19 protein-coding genes are annotated in these 16,817 nt (G+C 59.6%); 14 read left to right on the top strand and 5 right to left on the bottom strand.

What is annotated here, in order from left to right; all coding sequences use genetic code 11:
* Window positions 1-3: 3 nt before the first annotated feature.
* Entirely contained in the window at window positions 4-1,203 is a 1,200-nt protein-coding gene (locus HWE17_RS12430; protein WP_176388944.1) for an aminotransferase class V-fold PLP-dependent enzyme, read from the top strand.
* Here the strand turns inward: HWE17_RS12430 and HWE17_RS12425 are convergent.
* On the bottom strand, window positions 1,200-2,048 hold the full coding sequence (locus tag HWE17_RS12425) for a pyruvate, water dikinase regulatory protein (RefSeq protein WP_035818186.1): 849 nt from the start codon (window positions 2,046-2,048) through the stop codon (window positions 1,200-1,202). The two genes, HWE17_RS12430 and HWE17_RS12425, sit on opposite strands and share 4 nt — an antisense overlap.
* 152 nt (window positions 2,049-2,200) lie before the next feature.
* Between HWE17_RS12425 and ppsA the strand changes: the two genes are divergently transcribed.
* The 4 genes from ppsA (at window position 2,201) to HWE17_RS12405 (ending at window position 6,830) form a co-directional block, all read left to right on the top strand.
* On the top strand, window positions 2,201-4,633 hold the full coding sequence (gene ppsA, locus HWE17_RS12420; protein WP_035826959.1) for a phosphoenolpyruvate synthase: 2,433 nt from the start codon (window positions 2,201-2,203) through the stop codon (window positions 4,631-4,633).
* Between the two features lie 146 nt (window positions 4,634-4,779).
* The gene (locus HWE17_RS12415; RefSeq protein WP_176388943.1) at window positions 4,780-5,277 is read left to right on the top strand and encodes a Dps family protein; all 498 of its coding nucleotides are present in this window, start codon (window positions 4,780-4,782) and stop codon (window positions 5,275-5,277) included.
* A gap of 176 nt (window positions 5,278-5,453) precedes the next feature.
* Window positions 5,454-5,870, top strand: a complete 417-nt coding sequence (locus HWE17_RS12410; protein ID WP_035818188.1) for an NfeD family protein — start codon at window positions 5,454-5,456, stop codon at window positions 5,868-5,870.
* A 15-nt stretch (window positions 5,871-5,885) separates the two neighbouring features.
* The gene (locus HWE17_RS12405) at window positions 5,886-6,830 is read left to right on the top strand and encodes an SPFH domain-containing protein (RefSeq protein WP_035818190.1); all 945 of its coding nucleotides are present in this window, start codon (window positions 5,886-5,888) and stop codon (window positions 6,828-6,830) included.
* Window positions 6,831-7,035: 205 nt separating this feature from the next.
* On the opposite strand, the gene HWE17_RS12400 is transcribed toward HWE17_RS12405, so the two are convergent.
* On the bottom strand, window positions 7,036-7,383 hold the full coding sequence (locus tag HWE17_RS12400) for a hypothetical protein (RefSeq protein ID WP_176388942.1): 348 nt from the start codon (window positions 7,381-7,383) through the stop codon (window positions 7,036-7,038).
* Window positions 7,384-7,470: 87 nt separating this feature from the next.
* Between HWE17_RS12400 and HWE17_RS12395 the strand changes: the two genes are divergently transcribed.
* Window positions 7,471-7,779 (top strand): H-NS family nucleoid-associated regulatory protein, encoded by a 309-nt coding sequence (locus HWE17_RS12395; protein WP_035818192.1) that lies wholly within the window; start codon window positions 7,471-7,473, stop codon window positions 7,777-7,779.
* Between the two features lie 305 nt (window positions 7,780-8,084).
* Here HWE17_RS12395 and smpB read toward each other — a convergent pair whose 3' ends face one another.
* Complete coding sequence (gene smpB / locus HWE17_RS12390) at window positions 8,085-8,534, bottom strand: SsrA-binding protein SmpB (protein WP_034752217.1); 450 nt, start codon at window positions 8,532-8,534, stop codon at window positions 8,085-8,087.
* Window positions 8,535-8,627: 93 nt separating this feature from the next.
* Between smpB and HWE17_RS12385 the strand changes: the two genes are divergently transcribed.
* From HWE17_RS12385 to guaA, 4 genes are all read left to right on the top strand, one after another.
* Window positions 8,628-9,059, top strand: a complete 432-nt coding sequence (locus HWE17_RS12385) for a type II toxin-antitoxin system RatA family toxin (protein WP_035818194.1) — start codon at window positions 8,628-8,630, stop codon at window positions 9,057-9,059.
* Window positions 9,052-9,348, top strand: a complete 297-nt coding sequence (locus HWE17_RS12380) for an RnfH family protein (RefSeq protein ID WP_176388941.1) — start codon at window positions 9,052-9,054, stop codon at window positions 9,346-9,348. The genes HWE17_RS12385 and HWE17_RS12380 overlap by 8 nt, the downstream gene beginning before the upstream one ends.
* A gap of 136 nt (window positions 9,349-9,484) precedes the next feature.
* Window positions 9,485-10,945 (top strand): IMP dehydrogenase, encoded by a 1,461-nt coding sequence (guaB, locus tag HWE17_RS12375; protein ID WP_035818200.1) that lies wholly within the window; start codon window positions 9,485-9,487, stop codon window positions 10,943-10,945.
* Window positions 10,946-11,015: 70 nt separating this feature from the next.
* Window positions 11,016-12,626 (top strand): glutamine-hydrolyzing GMP synthase, encoded by a 1,611-nt coding sequence (gene guaA / locus HWE17_RS12370; protein WP_035818203.1) that lies wholly within the window; start codon window positions 11,016-11,018, stop codon window positions 12,624-12,626.
* A 109-nt stretch (window positions 12,627-12,735) separates the two neighbouring features.
* Here the strand turns inward: guaA and HWE17_RS12365 are convergent, their stop codons facing one another.
* Together HWE17_RS12365 and HWE17_RS12360 are read right to left on the bottom strand one after the other, a co-directional pair.
* Complete coding sequence (locus HWE17_RS12365; protein ID WP_035818222.1) at window positions 12,736-13,269, bottom strand: ankyrin repeat domain-containing protein; 534 nt, start codon at window positions 13,267-13,269, stop codon at window positions 12,736-12,738.
* A 39-nt stretch (window positions 13,270-13,308) separates the two neighbouring features.
* Window positions 13,309-14,508 carry a YbfB/YjiJ family MFS transporter gene (locus HWE17_RS12360; RefSeq protein WP_035818224.1) on the bottom strand — a complete coding sequence of 400 codons (1,200 nt, stop codon included), beginning with the start codon at window positions 14,506-14,508 and terminating at the stop codon, window positions 13,309-13,311.
* 306 nt (window positions 14,509-14,814) lie between these two features.
* Here HWE17_RS12360 and HWE17_RS12355 point away from each other — a divergent pair, with 306 nt between their 5' ends.
* The 4 genes from HWE17_RS12355 (at window position 14,815) to HWE17_RS12340 (ending at window position 16,812) form a co-directional block, all read left to right on the top strand.
* Complete coding sequence (locus HWE17_RS12355) at window positions 14,815-15,489, top strand: CsgG/HfaB family protein (RefSeq protein ID WP_051958413.1); 675 nt, start codon at window positions 14,815-14,817, stop codon at window positions 15,487-15,489.
* A gap of 8 nt (window positions 15,490-15,497) precedes the next feature.
* Window positions 15,498-15,866 (top strand): DUF4810 domain-containing protein, encoded by a 369-nt coding sequence (locus HWE17_RS12350; protein ID WP_225240994.1) that lies wholly within the window; start codon window positions 15,498-15,500, stop codon window positions 15,864-15,866.
* Between the two features lie 47 nt (window positions 15,867-15,913).
* Entirely contained in the window at window positions 15,914-16,525 is a 612-nt protein-coding gene (locus tag HWE17_RS12345; RefSeq protein ID WP_225242261.1) for a DUF799 domain-containing protein, read from the top strand.
* 110 nt (window positions 16,526-16,635) lie between these two features.
* Window positions 16,636-16,812, top strand: a complete 177-nt coding sequence (locus HWE17_RS12340) for a hypothetical protein (RefSeq protein ID WP_161784140.1) — start codon at window positions 16,636-16,638, stop codon at window positions 16,810-16,812.
* Window positions 16,813-16,817: the final 5 nt, after the last annotated feature.

The raw sequence follows: 16,817 nt of genomic DNA, 5'->3' as shown, positions 1-16,817 counted from the left end.
GTCATGTCTTTCCCTGTGCTAGCCGATGGCGCCGCTCGTGACGAGGCCTGGTGGCGCCAGGTGGCCGCGTTGTATCCCGCGCCGCCGGACGCCATCGTCAATCTCGAACACGGCTATTTCGGCGCCATGGCCGCACCCGTGCAAGCGGCGTTCGAGCAGGCCGTGCGCTACACCAACGAGCAACTGAGTCCCTTCGTGCGCGGCGAGTTCACGCGCACGCACGTGGATATCCTGCGCCAGCGCGTCGCGACGCTGATCGGCGCGCAACCGCACGAGATCCTGCTGACCCGCAGCGGCACCGAATCGATGCAGGTGCTGATCACGCAATACCATGGTCTGGCGCCAGGCGATACGGTGCTGTGGAGTAATCTCGATTATCCGGCCATGCGCACGGCCATGCGCTGGCTGGCGCAGCGCCGTGGCGTCACCAGCACGCAAGTCACATTGAGCCTGCCCATCGGCGATGACGAGATCATCGCCCGTTATGCGCAAGCCATGCGCCAGGCCGTCAATCCAAAATTGCTGCTGCTGTCGCAGGTGACGCCGGCCAACGGCCAGCAACTGCCGGTGAAAGCCATCATGGCGCTGGCGCGCGAACACGGCATCGACGTGCTGCTCGACAGCGCCCATGCGCTGGGGCAGGTCGACGTGGACGTGCAAGCCATGGGCGTCGATTTCGCCGGTTTCAATCTGCATAAATGGCTGGGCGCGCCGGCGGGACTCGGTGTCGTGTATATCCGCGCATCGCAGCTGCACAAGATCGAGCCGCATTGTGGCGACGATGATTATCCGCTGGACGATATCCGCAGCCGCCTGCACATGGGCATGCCGCCGATCGGCGCCATCCTGGCCGCGCCTGCAGCGCTGGACTTTCATGCGCGACTGGGCGGCACGCCGGCCAAGACCGAACGCCTGGCCTGGCTGCGCAATTACTGGGTCAGCCGCGCCGCGCAACTGCCCGGCGTGCGCATGTTGTCGCCGCTGGACGCCAGGCGCGGCACGGCGCTGGTCGCCTTTGCCGTTGACGGCATGGACGCGCGCGCACTGCAGCATGCCTTGCTGCAGCGTTTTGGCGTCTTTACCGTGCAGCGCAATATCGGCGCTACCGATGTCGTGCGCGCCACGGTGGCCGTCACGACCACCACCGGTGAACTGGACCAGCTGGTCGCCGCGCTGACGGTGCTGGCCAGCGAGGCGTTCTAGTACTCGCGGCGGTTCGGCTTAATCTCTTGCAAAATGGTCGTGGAGATCTCCTCGATCGACTTGGTGGTCGACGACAGCCAGCGGATGCCCTCGCGTTTCATCATTTTTTCCGCCTCGTTGACCTCGTAACGGCAGTTTTCGATGGCCGCATACTTGCTTCCAGCCCTTCTTTCGTTGCGTATTTCCGACAAACGTTCGGGCGTAATGCTCAATCCGAAAATTTTATTCTTAAATTCCAGTAAGGCGGAAGGCAGCTTGTCGCGCTCGAAATCGTCGGGAATCAGCGGATAATTGGCCGCCTTGATACCGTATTGCATGGCCAGGTACAGGCTGGTCGGGGTCTTGCCAGAGCGCGATACACCCACCAGAATGACATCGGCCGAGGACAGGTTCTTGTGCGACTGGCCGTCGTCATGCGCCAGCGAATAGTTGATCGCCTCGATGCGGTTCTTGTATTCCTCGCTGTCGACGATGTTGTGCGAACGGCCGATGGTATGGGTCGACATCACGCCCAGCTCCTGCTCCAGCGGGGCGACAAAGGTCTGGATCAGGTCCATGTGCATGCCGCTGGACTTGCGGATCACGGCCGACAGGTCGTTCTTCACCAGGGTCGAGAAAATGATCGGGCGCTGGCCGTCAGTGGCGAAAGCTTCGTTGATCTTGCGCGCCGCCTCGTAGGCCTTGTCCATGGTATCGATGAAGGGCAGGCGGATCTGGCGGAAGCGCAGATCGAACTGCGTCAGCACCGAGTGGCCGAACGTCTCGGCGGTGATGCCGGTGCCGTCGGAAACGAAGAAGACGGTGCGGGCCGCGGAGGGCAGAGGAGGGCGTGGTTCTTGTGTCATGGGTTTTCGGATCAAGATTGTGCGTCGTCAATTTGCGCCGCACAAGGTAAAATGGCTGCAACGGTATGATTGTGCTGCACGACGCCAAGAATAACAAGAAGACTGTCTGTGCGCCGCGCGTAAAGATTTCTATCATCAGTAAGGGTGTCATTATGACCAACGCAGTATCGCAACAGCAGGAAGACAAGGACGCGGTGTATGTTGCCTCGTTCGAGCATTTGCGCATGACGGATGTCGAATCCGTCGGCGGCAAGAACGCCTCCCTGGGCGAAATGATCAGCCAGCTGGCGGAAGCCGGCGTGCGCGTGCCCGGTGGCTTCGCCACCACGGCGCAGGCATTCCGCGATTTCCTGTCGTATAGCGCCAATGGCGGCTTGCCGCTGGCCGAACGCATCGCCCAGCGCCTCGAAGGGCTGAACATCGATGACGTGCGCTCGCTGGCGCAAGCCGGTGCCGAGATCCGTCAGTGGATCGTGGAAACGCCGTTCCAGCCACGCCTGGCCGCCGAAATCGACCAGTTCTACGCCAAGCTGGTGGCCGATTCCGATACCGAAATGTCGTTTGCCGTGCGTTCCTCCGCCACGGCGGAAGACTTGCCGGACGCTTCTTTTGCTGGTCAGCAAGAAACCTTCCTGAACGTGGTCGGCATCGACAACGTGCTCGACGCCATGAAACAGGTGTTCGCGTCGCTGTACAACGACCGCGCCATCTCGTACCGCGTACACAAAGGCTTTACCCACGCGGAAGTGGCCTTGTCGGCCGGCGTGCAGCGCATGGTGCGTTCCGACCTGGGCGCGGCCGGCGTGATGTTCACCATCGATACGGAATCGGGCTTCAAGGACGTGGTCTTCGTCACCTCCAGCTATGGCCTGGGCGAAACCGTGGTGCAGGGCGCCGTCAATCCCGACGAATTCTATGTGCACAAGCCGATGCTGGAAAAAGGCAAGTCGCCCGTGATCCGCCGCAATATCGGCTCGAAGCTGCTGAAGATGGAATTTACGAACGAAGCCAAAGCTGGCCGTTCCGTGAAAACCGTCGACGTGCCCGTCGAAATGCGCAACCGCTACTCGCTGAACGACAGCGAAGTGGTGGAACTGGCCAAATACGCCGTCATCATCGAAAACCACTACGGCCGTCCGATGGACATCGAGTGGGGCAAGGATGGCCGCGACGGCAAGCTGTACATCCTGCAAGCACGTCCCGAGACCGTCAAATCGCAGCAAAAGGCGACCGACGTGCAGGAACGCTTCAAGCTGAAAAGCACCGGTACCGTGCTGACTTCGGGCCGCGCCATCGGCCAGAAGATCGGCGCCGGCCCAGTGCGCGTGATTCACGACCCGGCCGACATGGAGCGCGTGCAGCCAGGCGACGTGCTCGTTGCCGACATGACGGATCCGAACTGGGAACCGGTCATGAAGCGCGCTTCGGCCATCGTCACCAACCGTGGCGGCCGTACCTGCCACGCTGCAATTATTGCGCGTGAACTCGGCGTGCCGGCCGTCGTCGGCTGCGGCAATGCCACCGACGTGCTGAAAGACGGCACCTTCGTCACCGTCGTCTGCTCGGAAGGCGACGAAGGCAAGATCTACGACGGCTTGCTGGAAACGGAAGTGTCGGAAGTGTCGCGCGGCGAATTGCCGAAGCTCGACACCAAGATCATGCTCAACGTGGGCAACCCGCAGCTGGCGTTCGACTTCCAGTCCGTGCCGAATGCCGGCGTGGGCCTGGCGCGCCTGGAATTCATCATCAATAACAATATTGGTGTGCATCCGCGCGCGATCCTCGAATACCCGAACATCGACGCCGACCTGAAAAAGGCCGTGGAATCGGTGGCGCGTGGCCATGCTTCGCCAAAAGCGTTTTACATCGACAAGCTGGCCGAAGGCATCGCCACCATCGCCGCCGCGTTCTGGCCGAAAAAAGTCATCGTGCGCCTGTCCGACTTCAAGTCGAACGAGTACAAGAAGCTGATCGGCGGTTCGCGCTACGAGCCGGACGAGGAAAACCCGATGCTGGGCTTCCGCGGCGCGGCGCGCTATCTGTCGGCCGACTTCTCCGAAGCGTTCAACATGGAATGCGAAGCGATGAAGCGCGTGCGCAATGACATGGGCCTGACGAACGTGGAAATCATGGTGCCATTCGTGCGCACTCTGGGCCAGGCCGAGAAAGTCATCGACCTACTGGCGAAAAATGGCCTGAAGCGCGGCGAGAACGACCTGCGCGTCATCATGATGTGCGAAGTGCCGTCGAACGCCATCCTGGCCGACCAGTTCCTCGACCATTTCGACGGCTTCTCGATCGGTTCGAACGACCTGACCCAGCTGACCCTGGGCCTGGACCGCGATTCCGGCATGGAATTGCTGGCCGCCGACTTCGACGAACGCGATCCTGCCGTGAAAGCCCTGCTGGCCCTGGCCATCAAGGCGTGCCTGGCACGCGGTAAATACATCGGCATTTGCGGCCAGGGTCCTTCCGATCATCCTGACTTCGCCGTCTGGCTGATGGAGCAGGGCATCGAATCGATGTCCCTGAATCCCGACTCGGTGATCGACACCTGGCAAAAGCTGGCTGCGCTGAAAGCGTAAGCATCTTTATCGCCCTCTGAAAACCCGCTGCCGCTCACCTGGCAGCGGGTTTTTTTATGCCCGTCACGCGGCGCACGGCAGTATTCGATGGGCTTGCGCCAGATCAGCTAAAATGATTCCACCAATACATTGAAACGGGAGTTCTCATGGCAAGCAAGAAACCGAGCAAAGTGGCAAAGATCGACATCGGCATTTCCGAGGCGGACCGCGCGCAGATCGCGGAAGGCCTGTCCGGCCTGCTGGCCGACAGCTACACCTTGTACCTGATGACCCATAATTTTCACTGGAACGTCAAGGGGCCGATGTTCAACACCCTGCACCTGATGTTCATGACGCAATACACGGAGCAGTGGGCCGCGCTGGATCTGATCGCCGAGCGCATTCGCGCCCTTGGCTATCCGGCGCCGGGTACCTACAAGGAATTCGTCAAGCTGGCCTCGATCAAGGAAATCGACGGCGTGCCGCCAGCGCTGGACATGGTCAGCCACCTGGTGTCGGCGCAGGAAGCGACCGCGCGCACGGCGCGCCGCCTGTTCCCTTTGCTGGAAAAGGCCAATGACCAGCCGACGGCCGACCTGATCACGCAGCGCCTCGATTTGCACGAAAAAACGGCGTGGATGCTGCGCAGCCTGCTGGAAGAGTAATGCCGGGCCTGCGGCGCTAATTCGTCCCTGCCTATTGACGCCATCAGGAATTGCGTTAGACTGCTTGTATATAGGTGTTTGGCAAGAATAATATCAGGCAGTCATACGCATTAAACCCCGTCGCTTATATAGGCTGCGGGGTTTTTTATTTTCGGATTCGCAAAGATGGAGGCATCATGGCTGAATGGGTAGGCTGGTTTGTGGCGGCAGGCGCGGTATTGATCCTTGAGCTGTTTACGGGCACGTTTTATTTGCTGATGATCGCCATCGGCATCAGTGCCGGAGGACTGGTGGCGCTGGCGGGCGGCAATGGTGGCTGGCAAGCCCTGACGGCGGCCATTGTGGGCGTGGCGGCCACCCTGTTATTGCGGCGCAGCCGTTTTGGCAAGGCGGCGCGGCGCGATGCGGCGCAGGACCCGAATGTGAATCTCGATATCGGCCAAAGCGTGGCGGTCGCGCATTGGGTCGATGGCGCGGCGCGCGTCATGTACCGCGGCGCCTTGTGGGATGTGGAACTGATTCCCGGCAGCGATACGCAGGCCGGTCATTACACCATACGTGCCGTGCGTGGCAGCCGTTTGATTGTTGAATAACCTGGAGAGTAGATTATGGAAGTAAGCACTGGAAGCGTGTCGCTGATCTTGTTATTGCTGGCATTGGTATTTGTCTTCAAGACGGTCAATGTGGTGCCGCAGCAGCATGCCTGGGTGGTGGAACGCTTGGGCAAGTTCCATGCGGTATTGGGCCCTGGCCTGAATATCGTCGTGCCTTTTGTCGACCGCATCGCCTACAAGCACGTGCTCAAGGAAATCCCGCTCGACGTGCCGCCGCAGGTGTGCATTACGCGCGACAATACGCAATTGCAGGTCGATGGCATTCTGTATTTTCAGATTACCGACGCCATGCGTGCTTCATATGGCTCGTCGAATTATATTGCCGCCATTACGCAACTGGCGCAAACGACCTTGCGTTCCGTGATCGGTAAAATGGAACTCGACAAGACATTTGAAGAACGCGACCATATCAATACGGCCATCGTGAATGCCATCGATGAATCGGCGGCGAATTGGGGCGTCAAGGTATTACGCTATGAAATCAAGGATTTGACGCCACCCAAGGAAATCCTGCATGCGATGCAGGCACAGATTACGGCCGAACGCGAAAAGCGCGCCTTGATTGCCGCTTCGGAAGGGCGCAAGCAGGAGCAGATCAATATCGCCAGCGGTGAGCGCGAAGCTGCCATTGCCCGCTCCGAAGGCGAAAAGCAGGCGTCGATCAACCGTGCCGAAGGCCAGGCCACGGCCATCGTCGCGCTGGCGCAAGCCAGCGCCGAAGCGCTGCGCCAGGTGGGCGCGGCCATACGTGAGCCGGGCGGGGAAGATGCCGTCAATCTGAAAGTGGCAGAGCAGTATGTGGGCGCGTTCGCGCAATTGGCGAAAACAAATAACTCGATTATCGTGCCGGCCAATCTGGGCGATATGAGCGGCTTGATCGCCACCGCGATGCAGGTGGTGAAAACGCAGAAGCCGAAAGGCGGCGTGGCGATTCCCTGATTGCCGCTGGATGGGTGAATAGCAAATCCGTAGCAAGTTTGTCGTCAAAAAACTGCCCGCCGTATCGCGGGCAGTTTTCATTTGCGCTACTGGAATATATGTCGGCAGCCGGGCTCGAGTATCTGCGCTTGAATCCATAACGTTGAAATATTTTCTTTATGCTATGCTGTGCGCACTTTGGGGATTATATGCTGTCGTGCGACGCTTATCTTTTTGATTGAAGTAGAATCTGCTGCGCATGCGTGGCGATGATTGCGCCGATATCCGCGACGGATGCTTGGGAGGTGTTTGGGTAGCCGATGCTGAATTGGCGATAGTATTGCTCCCATGTATATTTTGAATTGCCATTTATAATTACTATAAATTGCAATGAAACAAAAAGTACTGCAAAATAAATACTGTCGATGGTGCTGCATTGAATCGCCGCCGCCCAAAGCAGGGACGCTTGCGCAGACTGTTTGCGCGCGATGGATGTTCCAGGGATTGAAGGTTTGCAGCGCTCGAAAGCCAGGGAAGTCGGTTTTTTGGTAAAAGAATTGTAAAAAACAATCAAATCTGAAGAAAAATCACCTCAGTCGCGTTACAATTGGATAGAATTTAACTGTTCAGTTATATTTTTCAACTCACACAAGGAAATATCATGGATCTGTCCAGCTTATCCCTGTCCGAACTGCGTACCTTGCAGGACGACATCAAGAAGCAAATGAAGAAACGCGAACAGGACGATCTGTCCAAAGCGCGCGAGCAAATCCTGGCAATTGCCCAAAGCGTTGGCGTTTCCGTCAAAGATCTGGTTGGCACGGGTATCCGCGCTAAAACCGGCACGGTCGCAGTACGCTATCGCAATCCTGATGATGCGACGCAGCAATGGACTGGCCGTGGCCGTCAACCGAAATGGGTCAAAGAGTGGACCGATGCGGGCAAATCGCGTGATCTGCTGAAGGTGTAATGTAATACGCCATTCATTCGGATGCTTGTCCTGTGGAGTAGTACAGGTGTAGTACAAGGCAGCATGCAAGCATCCGGAACTTTCCTGATTTATCGTCTTTGGCCAGACAGGCAAAGCGGATTCGCATCGATTATCTCCCCGGTATTTTCGCCAATACCAGTCTTATTTCCGCCGTATCTCTTTCCTTCTCCTGTTTTCATCCCGTCGCGCCATGCTTTTCATTTGCTGCAGGCACCGGCAAAATAAAACCCGGCATATAGCCGGGCTTGATGGTGTTGGCGCAGCACGCTGCGCGTAGTGCCGTATCAACGGCGGTGCGACTTCATTGCCGCCTGGACTTCGCGCGCGCCATCGCGGTCGCGTTCCGCTGCCCGCTTGTCGTGTTGCTTCTTGCCCTTGGCCAGGCCGATTTCGCATTTCACGCGGCCGCCCTTGTAGTGCAGGTTGAGCGGCACCAGGGTATAGCCGGAGCGTTCCACCTTGCCGATCAGTTTATCCATTTCCGTGCGGTGCAGCAGCAGCTTGCGCGTGCGTACGGCTTCCGGGTGGATGTGGGTGGAGGCGGTCGGCAGGGCGCTGATATGCGCGCCGAACAGGAAGAGCTCATCGCCGCGGACGACGACGTAGGCTTCCTTGATTTGTACGCGGGCGTCGCGGATGGCTTTGACTTCCCAGCCTTCCAGCACGATGCCGGCTTCGTAGCGATCCTCGATAAAGTAGTCGTGGAAGGCTTTTCTGTTGTCTGCTATGGTCATGAGATGGTAAATGTGCGCGGGTCGGTTAAACTACTGTCTCGCGCAAGCGCGATAAAATCAAATGTATCCAACATCATAGCAAATGGTTCTTCAATGGCAGTAGTACATAAATCAGTTTTTCTCGGCTATAGCGCCGAACAAATGTTCGCGCTGGTGGCGGCGGTAGAGGATTATCCCAAATTCCTGCCCTGGTGCGGTGCGGTCGAGATTCGCGAGCGGGGCGAGAACACGGTCGTCGCCAGCGTGGGCATACATTACCACGGCGTGCGCCAAAGCTTCACCACGTCCAACGAGAACGTGCCGCCGACTTCCATCAAGATGAAGCTGGTGGACGGTCCTTTCAAGACCCTCGACGGCGTGTGGACCTTCAAGGCCCTGCGCGAAGATGCCTGCAAGATCGAACTGGACCTGCACTACGAGTTTTCCAGCCGCGTGCTCGAGCAGATCATCGGTCCCGTCTTCGGCATGATCGCCAACAGCATGGTCGATTCCTTCTGCAAGCGCGCGGAGACGGTGTATGGCTGAGGCCAACATCGAAGTGCAAGTCTGCTACGCCTTGCCTGACAGCAGCTTTCTGCGTGCCTTGACGGTGCCTCCAGGTACCACCATCGGGCAGGCGGTAGAGCAGAGCGGCTTGCTGCGGGAAATCCCCGCCATCGACCTGGCCGTGAACATGGTTGGCATCTATGGCAAGAAGAAGTCGCTCGATACCATCCTGCGCGAGCATGACCGGGTGGAAGTGTACCGGCCTTTGCAGGCGGACCCGAAAGAAGCGCGCCGGCGCCGGGCTGGCGGCAAGCCTGCCAAGGGCTGAGCGGGCAGGGGCGGCGGCAGCCTGGTCGCTGCCAGCCGAGCGCCATTTTTTGCTATTTTCAAATATCTTTTCTATGCTGCAAGGACGGAGGGTGCTTTTTTCTGTATAATCTGCTTTTGCGCCAATAGGAAATGCTATGCGTCTACTTCAAAAAGCACTCACATTCGATGACGTGCTGCTCGTCCCAGCCTACTCCAACGTTCTGCCCGCCGATACGTCCCTCAAAACTCGCCTGACCCGCAATATCACCCTGAATATTCCCTTGCTGTCCGCAGCCATGGACACGGTGACGGAAGCCCGTCTGGCCATCGCGATGGCCCAGGAAGGCGGCATCGGCATCATCCACAAGAATTTGAATCCGAAGGACCAGGCGCGTGAAGTGGCCCGCGTGAAGCGTTTCGAAGCTGGCGTGTTGCGTGATCCGATCACGATTCCACCGGAAATGAAAATCCGCGACGTGATCGCGCTGACGGAACAATACGGCATCAGCGGTTTCCCTGTCGTCAAGGGCAAGGAAGTCGTCGGCATCATTACCAACCGCGATTTGCGCTTTGAGCAGGAACTCGACGCGGAAGCCTCCGCCAAGATGACCCCGCGCGAAAAGCTGGTGGTCGTCAACGAAGACGCCGATACGGCCGAAGCCAAGCGCCTGATGAACAAGCACCGCCTCGAGCGCGTGCTGGTCGTCAACGACGCGTTTGAACTGCGCGGCCTGATCACCGTCAAGGATATCCAGAAGTCGACCTCGCACCCGTTCGCGTCGAAAGACAGCCAGGGCAAACTGCTGGTCGGCGCTGCCGTCGGCGTCGGTGCCAAGGATGAAGAACGCATCGACCTGCTGGTCGCTGCCGGCGTCGACGTGCTGGTGGTCGACACGGCCCACGGCCACTCGCAAGGCATCCTCGACCGCGTACGCTGGATCAAGACCAAGTACCCGCAAGTGGAAGTGATTGGCGGCAACATCGCTACCGCCGCTGCCGCCAAGGCGCTGGTGGAATACGGCGCCGATGCGGTCAAGGTCGGCATCGGCCCTGGCTCGATCTGCACCACGCGTATCGTCGCCGGTGTGGGCGTGCCGCAAATCACGGCCATCTCGAATGTGGCCGAAGCGTTGGAAGGCACGGGCGTGCCATGTATCGCAGACGGCGGTATCCGCTTCTCGGGCGATATCTCGAAAGCGCTGGCCGCTGGCGCCTCGACCGTCATGATGGGTTCCATGTTTGCCGGTACGGAAGAAGCACCGGGCGAAGTGATCCTGTACCAGGGTCGCAGCTACAAATCGTACCGTGGCATGGGTTCGCTGGGCGCGATGTCCGATGGTTCGGCTGACCGCTATTTCCAGGACGCCACCATGAAGGCCGACAAGTTCGTGCCTGAAGGTATCGAAGGCCGCGTTGCTTACAAGGGTAGTGTGCTGGCGATCATCTTCCAGCTGGTGGGCGGCGTGCGTCAATCGATGGGTTACTGCGGTTGCGCCACCATCGACGAACTGCGCGAAAAAGCGGAATTCGTGGAAATCACCTCGGCCGGTATGCGCGAGTCGCACGTCCATGATGTGCAGATCACGAAAGAAGCGCCAAATTATCGCTCCGAGTAAGCGGCAACGAAAGTCCAGACCGGCGCCCAGTGCGCCGGTTTTGCAATTGACCTTGAATAAAGCTCCGACCATGCATTCTAAAATCCTCATTCTCGATTTCGGTTCCCAAGTCACCCAGTTGATCGCCCGCCGCGTGCGCGATTCCGGCGTGTTTTCCGAAGTCTTCCCGTATGACGTCAGCGACGAATTCGTGCGCAACTATGGCGCCGCCGGCGTGATCCTGTCGGGCAGCCACAATTCCACGCTGGACGGCGACTCGCCGCGCGCGCCGCAAGCCGTGTTCGAGCTGGGCGTGCCCGTGCTGGGCATCTGCTACGGCATGCAAACCATGGCGGCTCAATTGGGCGGCAAGGTGGAAAACGGTCTGGTGCGCGAATTTGGCTACGCCGAAGTGCGCGCCCGCAGCCATACGAAGTTGCTCAATGGTATCGCCGACTTCGTCACCGACGAAGGCCACGGCATGCTGAAAGTGTGGATGAGCCATGGCGACAAGGTGCTGGAAATGCCGCCAGGCTTCAAGCTGATGGGCAACACCCCGAGCTGCCCGATCGCCGCCATGGCCGATGAAGAGCGCCAGTTCTACGGCGTGCAATTCCATCCGGAAGTGACGCACACGGTGCAGGGCAAGGCTATGCTCGGCCGTTTCGTGCATGAAATCTGCGGCTGCAAGTCGGACTGGAACATGCCTGATTACATCAGCGAAGCGGTGGAAAAAATCCGCGCGCAAGTGGGCACCGATGACGTCATCCTGGGCCTGTCCGGCGGCGTCGATTCGTCCGTCGCGGCAGCGCTGATCCACCGCGCCATCGGCGATCAGCTGACCTGCGTCTTCGTCGACCACGGCCTGCTGCGCCTGGACGAAGGCAAGATGGTAATGGACATGTTCGCCAAGAACCTGGGCGTGAAAGTCATCCGCGTCGATGCGGAAGAGCAGTTCATGGGCCACCTGGCCGGCGTGACCGACCCAGAGCAAAAGCGCAAGATCATCGGCCGCGAATTCGTCGAAGTGTTCCAGGTCGAATCGGGCAAGCTGGTCAATGCCAAATGGCTGGCGCAAGGCACGATTTACCCGGACGTCATCGAATCGGCCGGCAAGGGTAAAAAAGGCCAGACCATCAAGAGCCACCACAACGTGGGCGGCTTGCCGGACACCATGAAGCTCAAGTTGCTGGAACCGTTGCGCGAACTGTTCAAGGACGAAGTGCGCAAACTCGGCGTGGCCTTGGGCTTGCCGCATGACATGGTCTACCGCCACCCATTCCCGGGCCCTGGCCTGGGCGTGCGCATCCTCGGCGAAGTCAAGAAAGACTACGCCGACCTGCTGCGCCGCGCCGACGCCATCTTCATCGAAGAACTGCGCAACACGCCATATGAGCCGGTCGTCGTTCCTGGCTTCGACCAGGATAGCGTGCCGACCAACTGGTACGAAGCGACGAGCCAGGCGTTTGCCGTCTTCCTGCCCGTCAAATCGGTGGGCGTGATGGGCGATGGCCGCACCTACGAATACGTGGTGGCCCTGCGCGCCGTGCAAACGCAAGACTTCATGACGGCCCACTGGGCGCACCTGCCGCATAGCTTGCTGGGCAAGGTCTCCAATCGCATCATTAATGAAGTGCGCGGCATCAACCGTGTCGTCTACGATATCTCGGGCAAGCCGCCGGCGACCATCGAGTGGGAATAGTCTCCCATCCGGCAGCGTAAGCTAATACCGGATCAATGAAGCAGCTAAGCCTCTGATTCTCAGTTTTTTTAAACGCCAGTCGCAAAACCGCTGGCGATATCTGCATGGACTACGCAGTCTGCCCCAAACTGACCAGGCGGCCCAGCGTTTCCTGCGCATTCATGCTCTTGGCCAGCGAAACCGCGCTCATGCCGCGGCTGTCCACGGCATCAATGCGGGCGCCGTGTTGCAGCAGCAGGTCGAGGATGGGCAGGCGGTTGAACATGGCGGCCATCATCAAGGGGGTCTTGCCGTCCGGGCTGGCGCCTTCCACCTTGGCGCCGTGCTGCAGCAGTAGCTCTGCGATGTCCAGGTAGCCTTTGTAGGCCACGCCGGCCAGCGGCGTCTGGCCCTGGTCGTTGGGCACGTTGGCGTCTGCGCCCGCTGCGAGCAGCAGGCGCGATGTTTCCAAGTGGCCATGGTAGCTGGCCAGCATGATCAGGCTGTCGCCTTTTTCGTTGCGAAAGTTCACTGGCACGCCCTGGGCTACCATGGCGCCCAGTTGCTGCGTGTCGCCTTCGCGCACCAGGGCGAACAGGCCCTGGATGAATTCCAGCGTCTCGGCATCCATCGTTGTAGGGATTTTTCGTGCGTCGTTGGTCATCGTGTTCTTTCCGCGAAGGTGGTTAATGCCATAAGTCTACTATGCGGCCGTTGCCAGCGCCTTTTGCCGCGCGGCCAGCGCCGCGCCGATGAAGAGGGCGATGGCCGAGGCGATCAAGCCCCGTTCCAGGCCGGCCGGGCCATCGGCGATCCAGCCGACGACGATGGGGCCGGCGATCTGGCCCAGCGCAAACACCGTCGTGTAGGCGCTGATGCCAGCCGTCCAGGATTGTGGCGGCAGGTTATGCCGCACCAGGGCCGTGGTCGACGCCACCACCGACAGGAATACTGCGCCGAAGACGAGGCCTGAAAGGAACACGACGGGCGCAAAGCTCGTCAGCGCGGGCAGGATGGTCACTGCGCCCAGCACGCCATTCAATATCGCCAGCGATTCGCCGCCCTTGTAGCGGTCCAGCATGCGCGCCCAGATGCGCGACGACGCCACCACCGCCAGCCCCAGCAAGGTGTAGAACACGGTAATCAAGGTGGCGCTCATGCCTTGCTGCTTGAGCAGGGCGATGACGAAGGTCATGTAGCCGATATAGCCGACGCCAAACATGAAATAGCCGGCCAGGCTGGGGGCAAAGTCGCGCCAGGCGAAGGGGCGCGGCGTGTCGACGGCGCGCGGCGCTTCGCCGATCGCCTTCGCCGGCAAGGCCATGATGGCAGTGGCGAGCAGGCAGGCGATGCCCAGTGCCAGCCAGGGCCACTGCCAGGCATGCGCAGCGCCGTGCTCTTGTGCAGCGGCCAATGCGGCCGGCACCAGCAGGGCAGACAAAGCAATGCCGAAACCCGTACCGCCGTAATACAGCCCGATGTAGAAGCCGGCGCGCTGGTTGTGCATGGAACCGAGCCGCGCCGCCAGCACGCCGCCGGCGATGAACATGAAGGCGCTGGCCACGCCCGCGCACACGCGCTGCAGGAACAGGGTGGCCGTGTCGCTGACGAGGCCCGACATCAGCATGAAGATGCTCGCCAGCACGGAACCGATGATCAGCAAGCGCCACACGCCCAGGCGGCGCATCAGGGCGGGCGTGGCCAGGGCGCCGAGAAAATAGCCGAGCGCATTGAAGGTGTTCATGGCCCCGGCCAGCAGGTAGGACCAGCCCAGGTCGGCGCGCATGGGCGGCAGCAGCAAGCCGTAGGAAAAGCGCGACAGGCCGAGGGCGACGGCGGCGCCCAGCGAGAGCGCCAGCGCCGTGGCCAGCGGATGGGCCGGGGAATGATCGTGTGTCGGCATGGCCTTGGGATCCGTCTATGTGAACAGCGTGGCGTTGGCGCCGGGGCAGGCCGGCGGGCGAGGTCTGTGTGGGACAGTGGCATAGGGCGCTGACGACACGCTTTTTTACTATCAAGTTAATGAATTGGCGCTGGGAAGTCAAGCAGGGCCACGCCTGTGTATGGCGGGCAATCATGCAATCCTTGCCATCGTTACTTTTGGAGAGAATTGTGAGACATGCAATACCATATAATTGCCATTAGGAAATTAACTTGCTAAAAATCAATTTTGCAGGTGGCTCCTGATCTTCCATCTCATAAGGGCACTATGAACAAGAATAAACCCGGCGCGTTGTTGATTGCAGCGCTGATTGGCACGGCGTTGGCTGGCTGCGCTTCCGAATCCTCGCAAGCTTTGGCTGTCCCTACGGTTGCCAGCGCAGCCCGTCCCTACGTTGGTCCACGCACGCTGATCGCTGTCGGCAAGTTCGACAATCGCTCGAATTTCATGCGCGGCATCTTTTCCGATGGCGTCGACCGCCTGGGCAGCCAGTCGAAAACGATTTTGATTGCGCACCTGCAGACGTCCAACCGTTTCAACGTGCTCGACCGCGACAACATGGCAGAACTCAAGCAGGAAGCCGAGTTCAAGAAGCAAGGCCAGAATATCAAGGGCGCCGATTTCGTCGTCACGGGCGACGTGACCGAATTCGGCCGCAAGGAAGTGGGCGACAAGCAATTGTTCGGCATCATGGGCCGCGGCAAGACGCAAGTGGCCTATGCCAAGGTTACCTTGAACGTCGTCAATATCGCGACCTCGGAAGTCGTGTACTCGGCTGGCGGCGCCGGCGAATACAGCCTGTCGAACCGTGAAGTACTGGGTTTTGGCGGCACCGCCAGCTATGACGCCACCCTCAACGGCAAAGTCCTGGACCTGGCCATGCGCGAAGCGGTCGAGCGCCTGGTGGCTGGCGTCGAAGCGGGCGCACTGCGCAAACAATAAGGTATCCCATGAAAACAATGATGAACAAGGGCGCAGCCCTGCTGGCGCTGCTCGCCTGTGCCGCCCTGACCGGTTGCGCCACGCAATCGAAGACCCTGTACCAATGGGAAGGCTACCAGCCGCAAGTGTATGAATACCTGAAGGGTGAAAGCCCGGAGCAGCAGATCGCCGCCATGGAAAAAGACTTGCAAGTGATCGGCGCCAAGGGCAATCACGCGCCGCCGGGTTACCACGCCCACCTGGGCATGCTGTACTCGATCGCGGGCAAGCCGGAGCAGGTCGCCGCGCAGTTCGAAGACGAGAAAAAACTGTTCCCGGAATCGACGCCGTACATGGACTTCCTGTTGGGTAAATTGAAAAAAGGCGAGAAATTATGATGTCGCGCATGTTGAAAATGGCCCTGTGCCTGGGTCCCGCCATCTTCATGGTCGGTTGCGCCACCAAGCAGGCGGCATACGATTACACCGCCTTCAAGGCAGCTAAGCCCCGCTCGATCGTGGTCTTGCCGCCGTTGAACAATTCGCCGGAAGTCAATGCCGGCAACAGCGTCTACGCGCAAGTGACCTATCCGCTGGCCGAAGCGGGCTACTATGTGCTGCCGGTGGCCGTGGTCGGTGAAACCTTCAAGCAGAACGGCTTGACGAACGCCGCCGATATCCACGGCGTCGATGCGAAAAAGCTCAACGAGATCTTTGGCGCTGATGCGGGCCTGTACGTGACGATCTCCAAGTACGGCACGACCTACGCCGTGATCGACAGCGTGACGGTGGTCTCGGTCGATGCCAAGCTGGTCGACCTGAAGACGGGCGCCTTGCTGTGGCAGGGCGCGGCCAGCGCGTCGAGCAACGAAGGCAACAACAGCGGTGGCGGCGGCCTGGTCGGCATGCTGGTGACGGCGGCCGTCAAGCAGATCATCAACACCAGCACCGATGCCAGCCATCCGCTGGCTGGCACGGCGAATGCGCGCATGCTGTCGGCCGGCGTGCCGAATGGCCTGCTGTACGGTCCCCGTTCGGAACGCTACCTGGCACAGTAATCGTAATACCAGGCCTTGCGCTGTGCAGGGCCTGACACATATTGCTTGTTTGTAAATATATAAAATAGTATATTCATCGGATATTTCCAACCCAACCTTTAAGGAATGATATGAAAATCAAGGCTATTTTCTGTGTTGGCGCGGTATCCCTGCTGGCTTTTCTGCCCGTATCGCAAGCGGCCCAGCCTGGCGAGGCGCTCGCTGCGGCGGCACCGCTATCGAATGGCGTGGCGCTGTATCCCCAAGAAGGCAATATCCCGCCGTTCCGCGGTTCCGGCTCCAAGTAAGGCCG

The sequence above is a fragment of the Janthinobacterium sp. BJB401 genome, assembly GCF_013372745.1.
Taxonomy (GTDB): Bacteria; Pseudomonadota; Gammaproteobacteria; order Burkholderiales; family Burkholderiaceae_D; genus Janthinobacterium; species Janthinobacterium rivuli.
The sequence above is the reverse complement of the archived record's forward strand: the minus strand, read 5'-3'. Positions and strand labels throughout refer to the sequence as shown.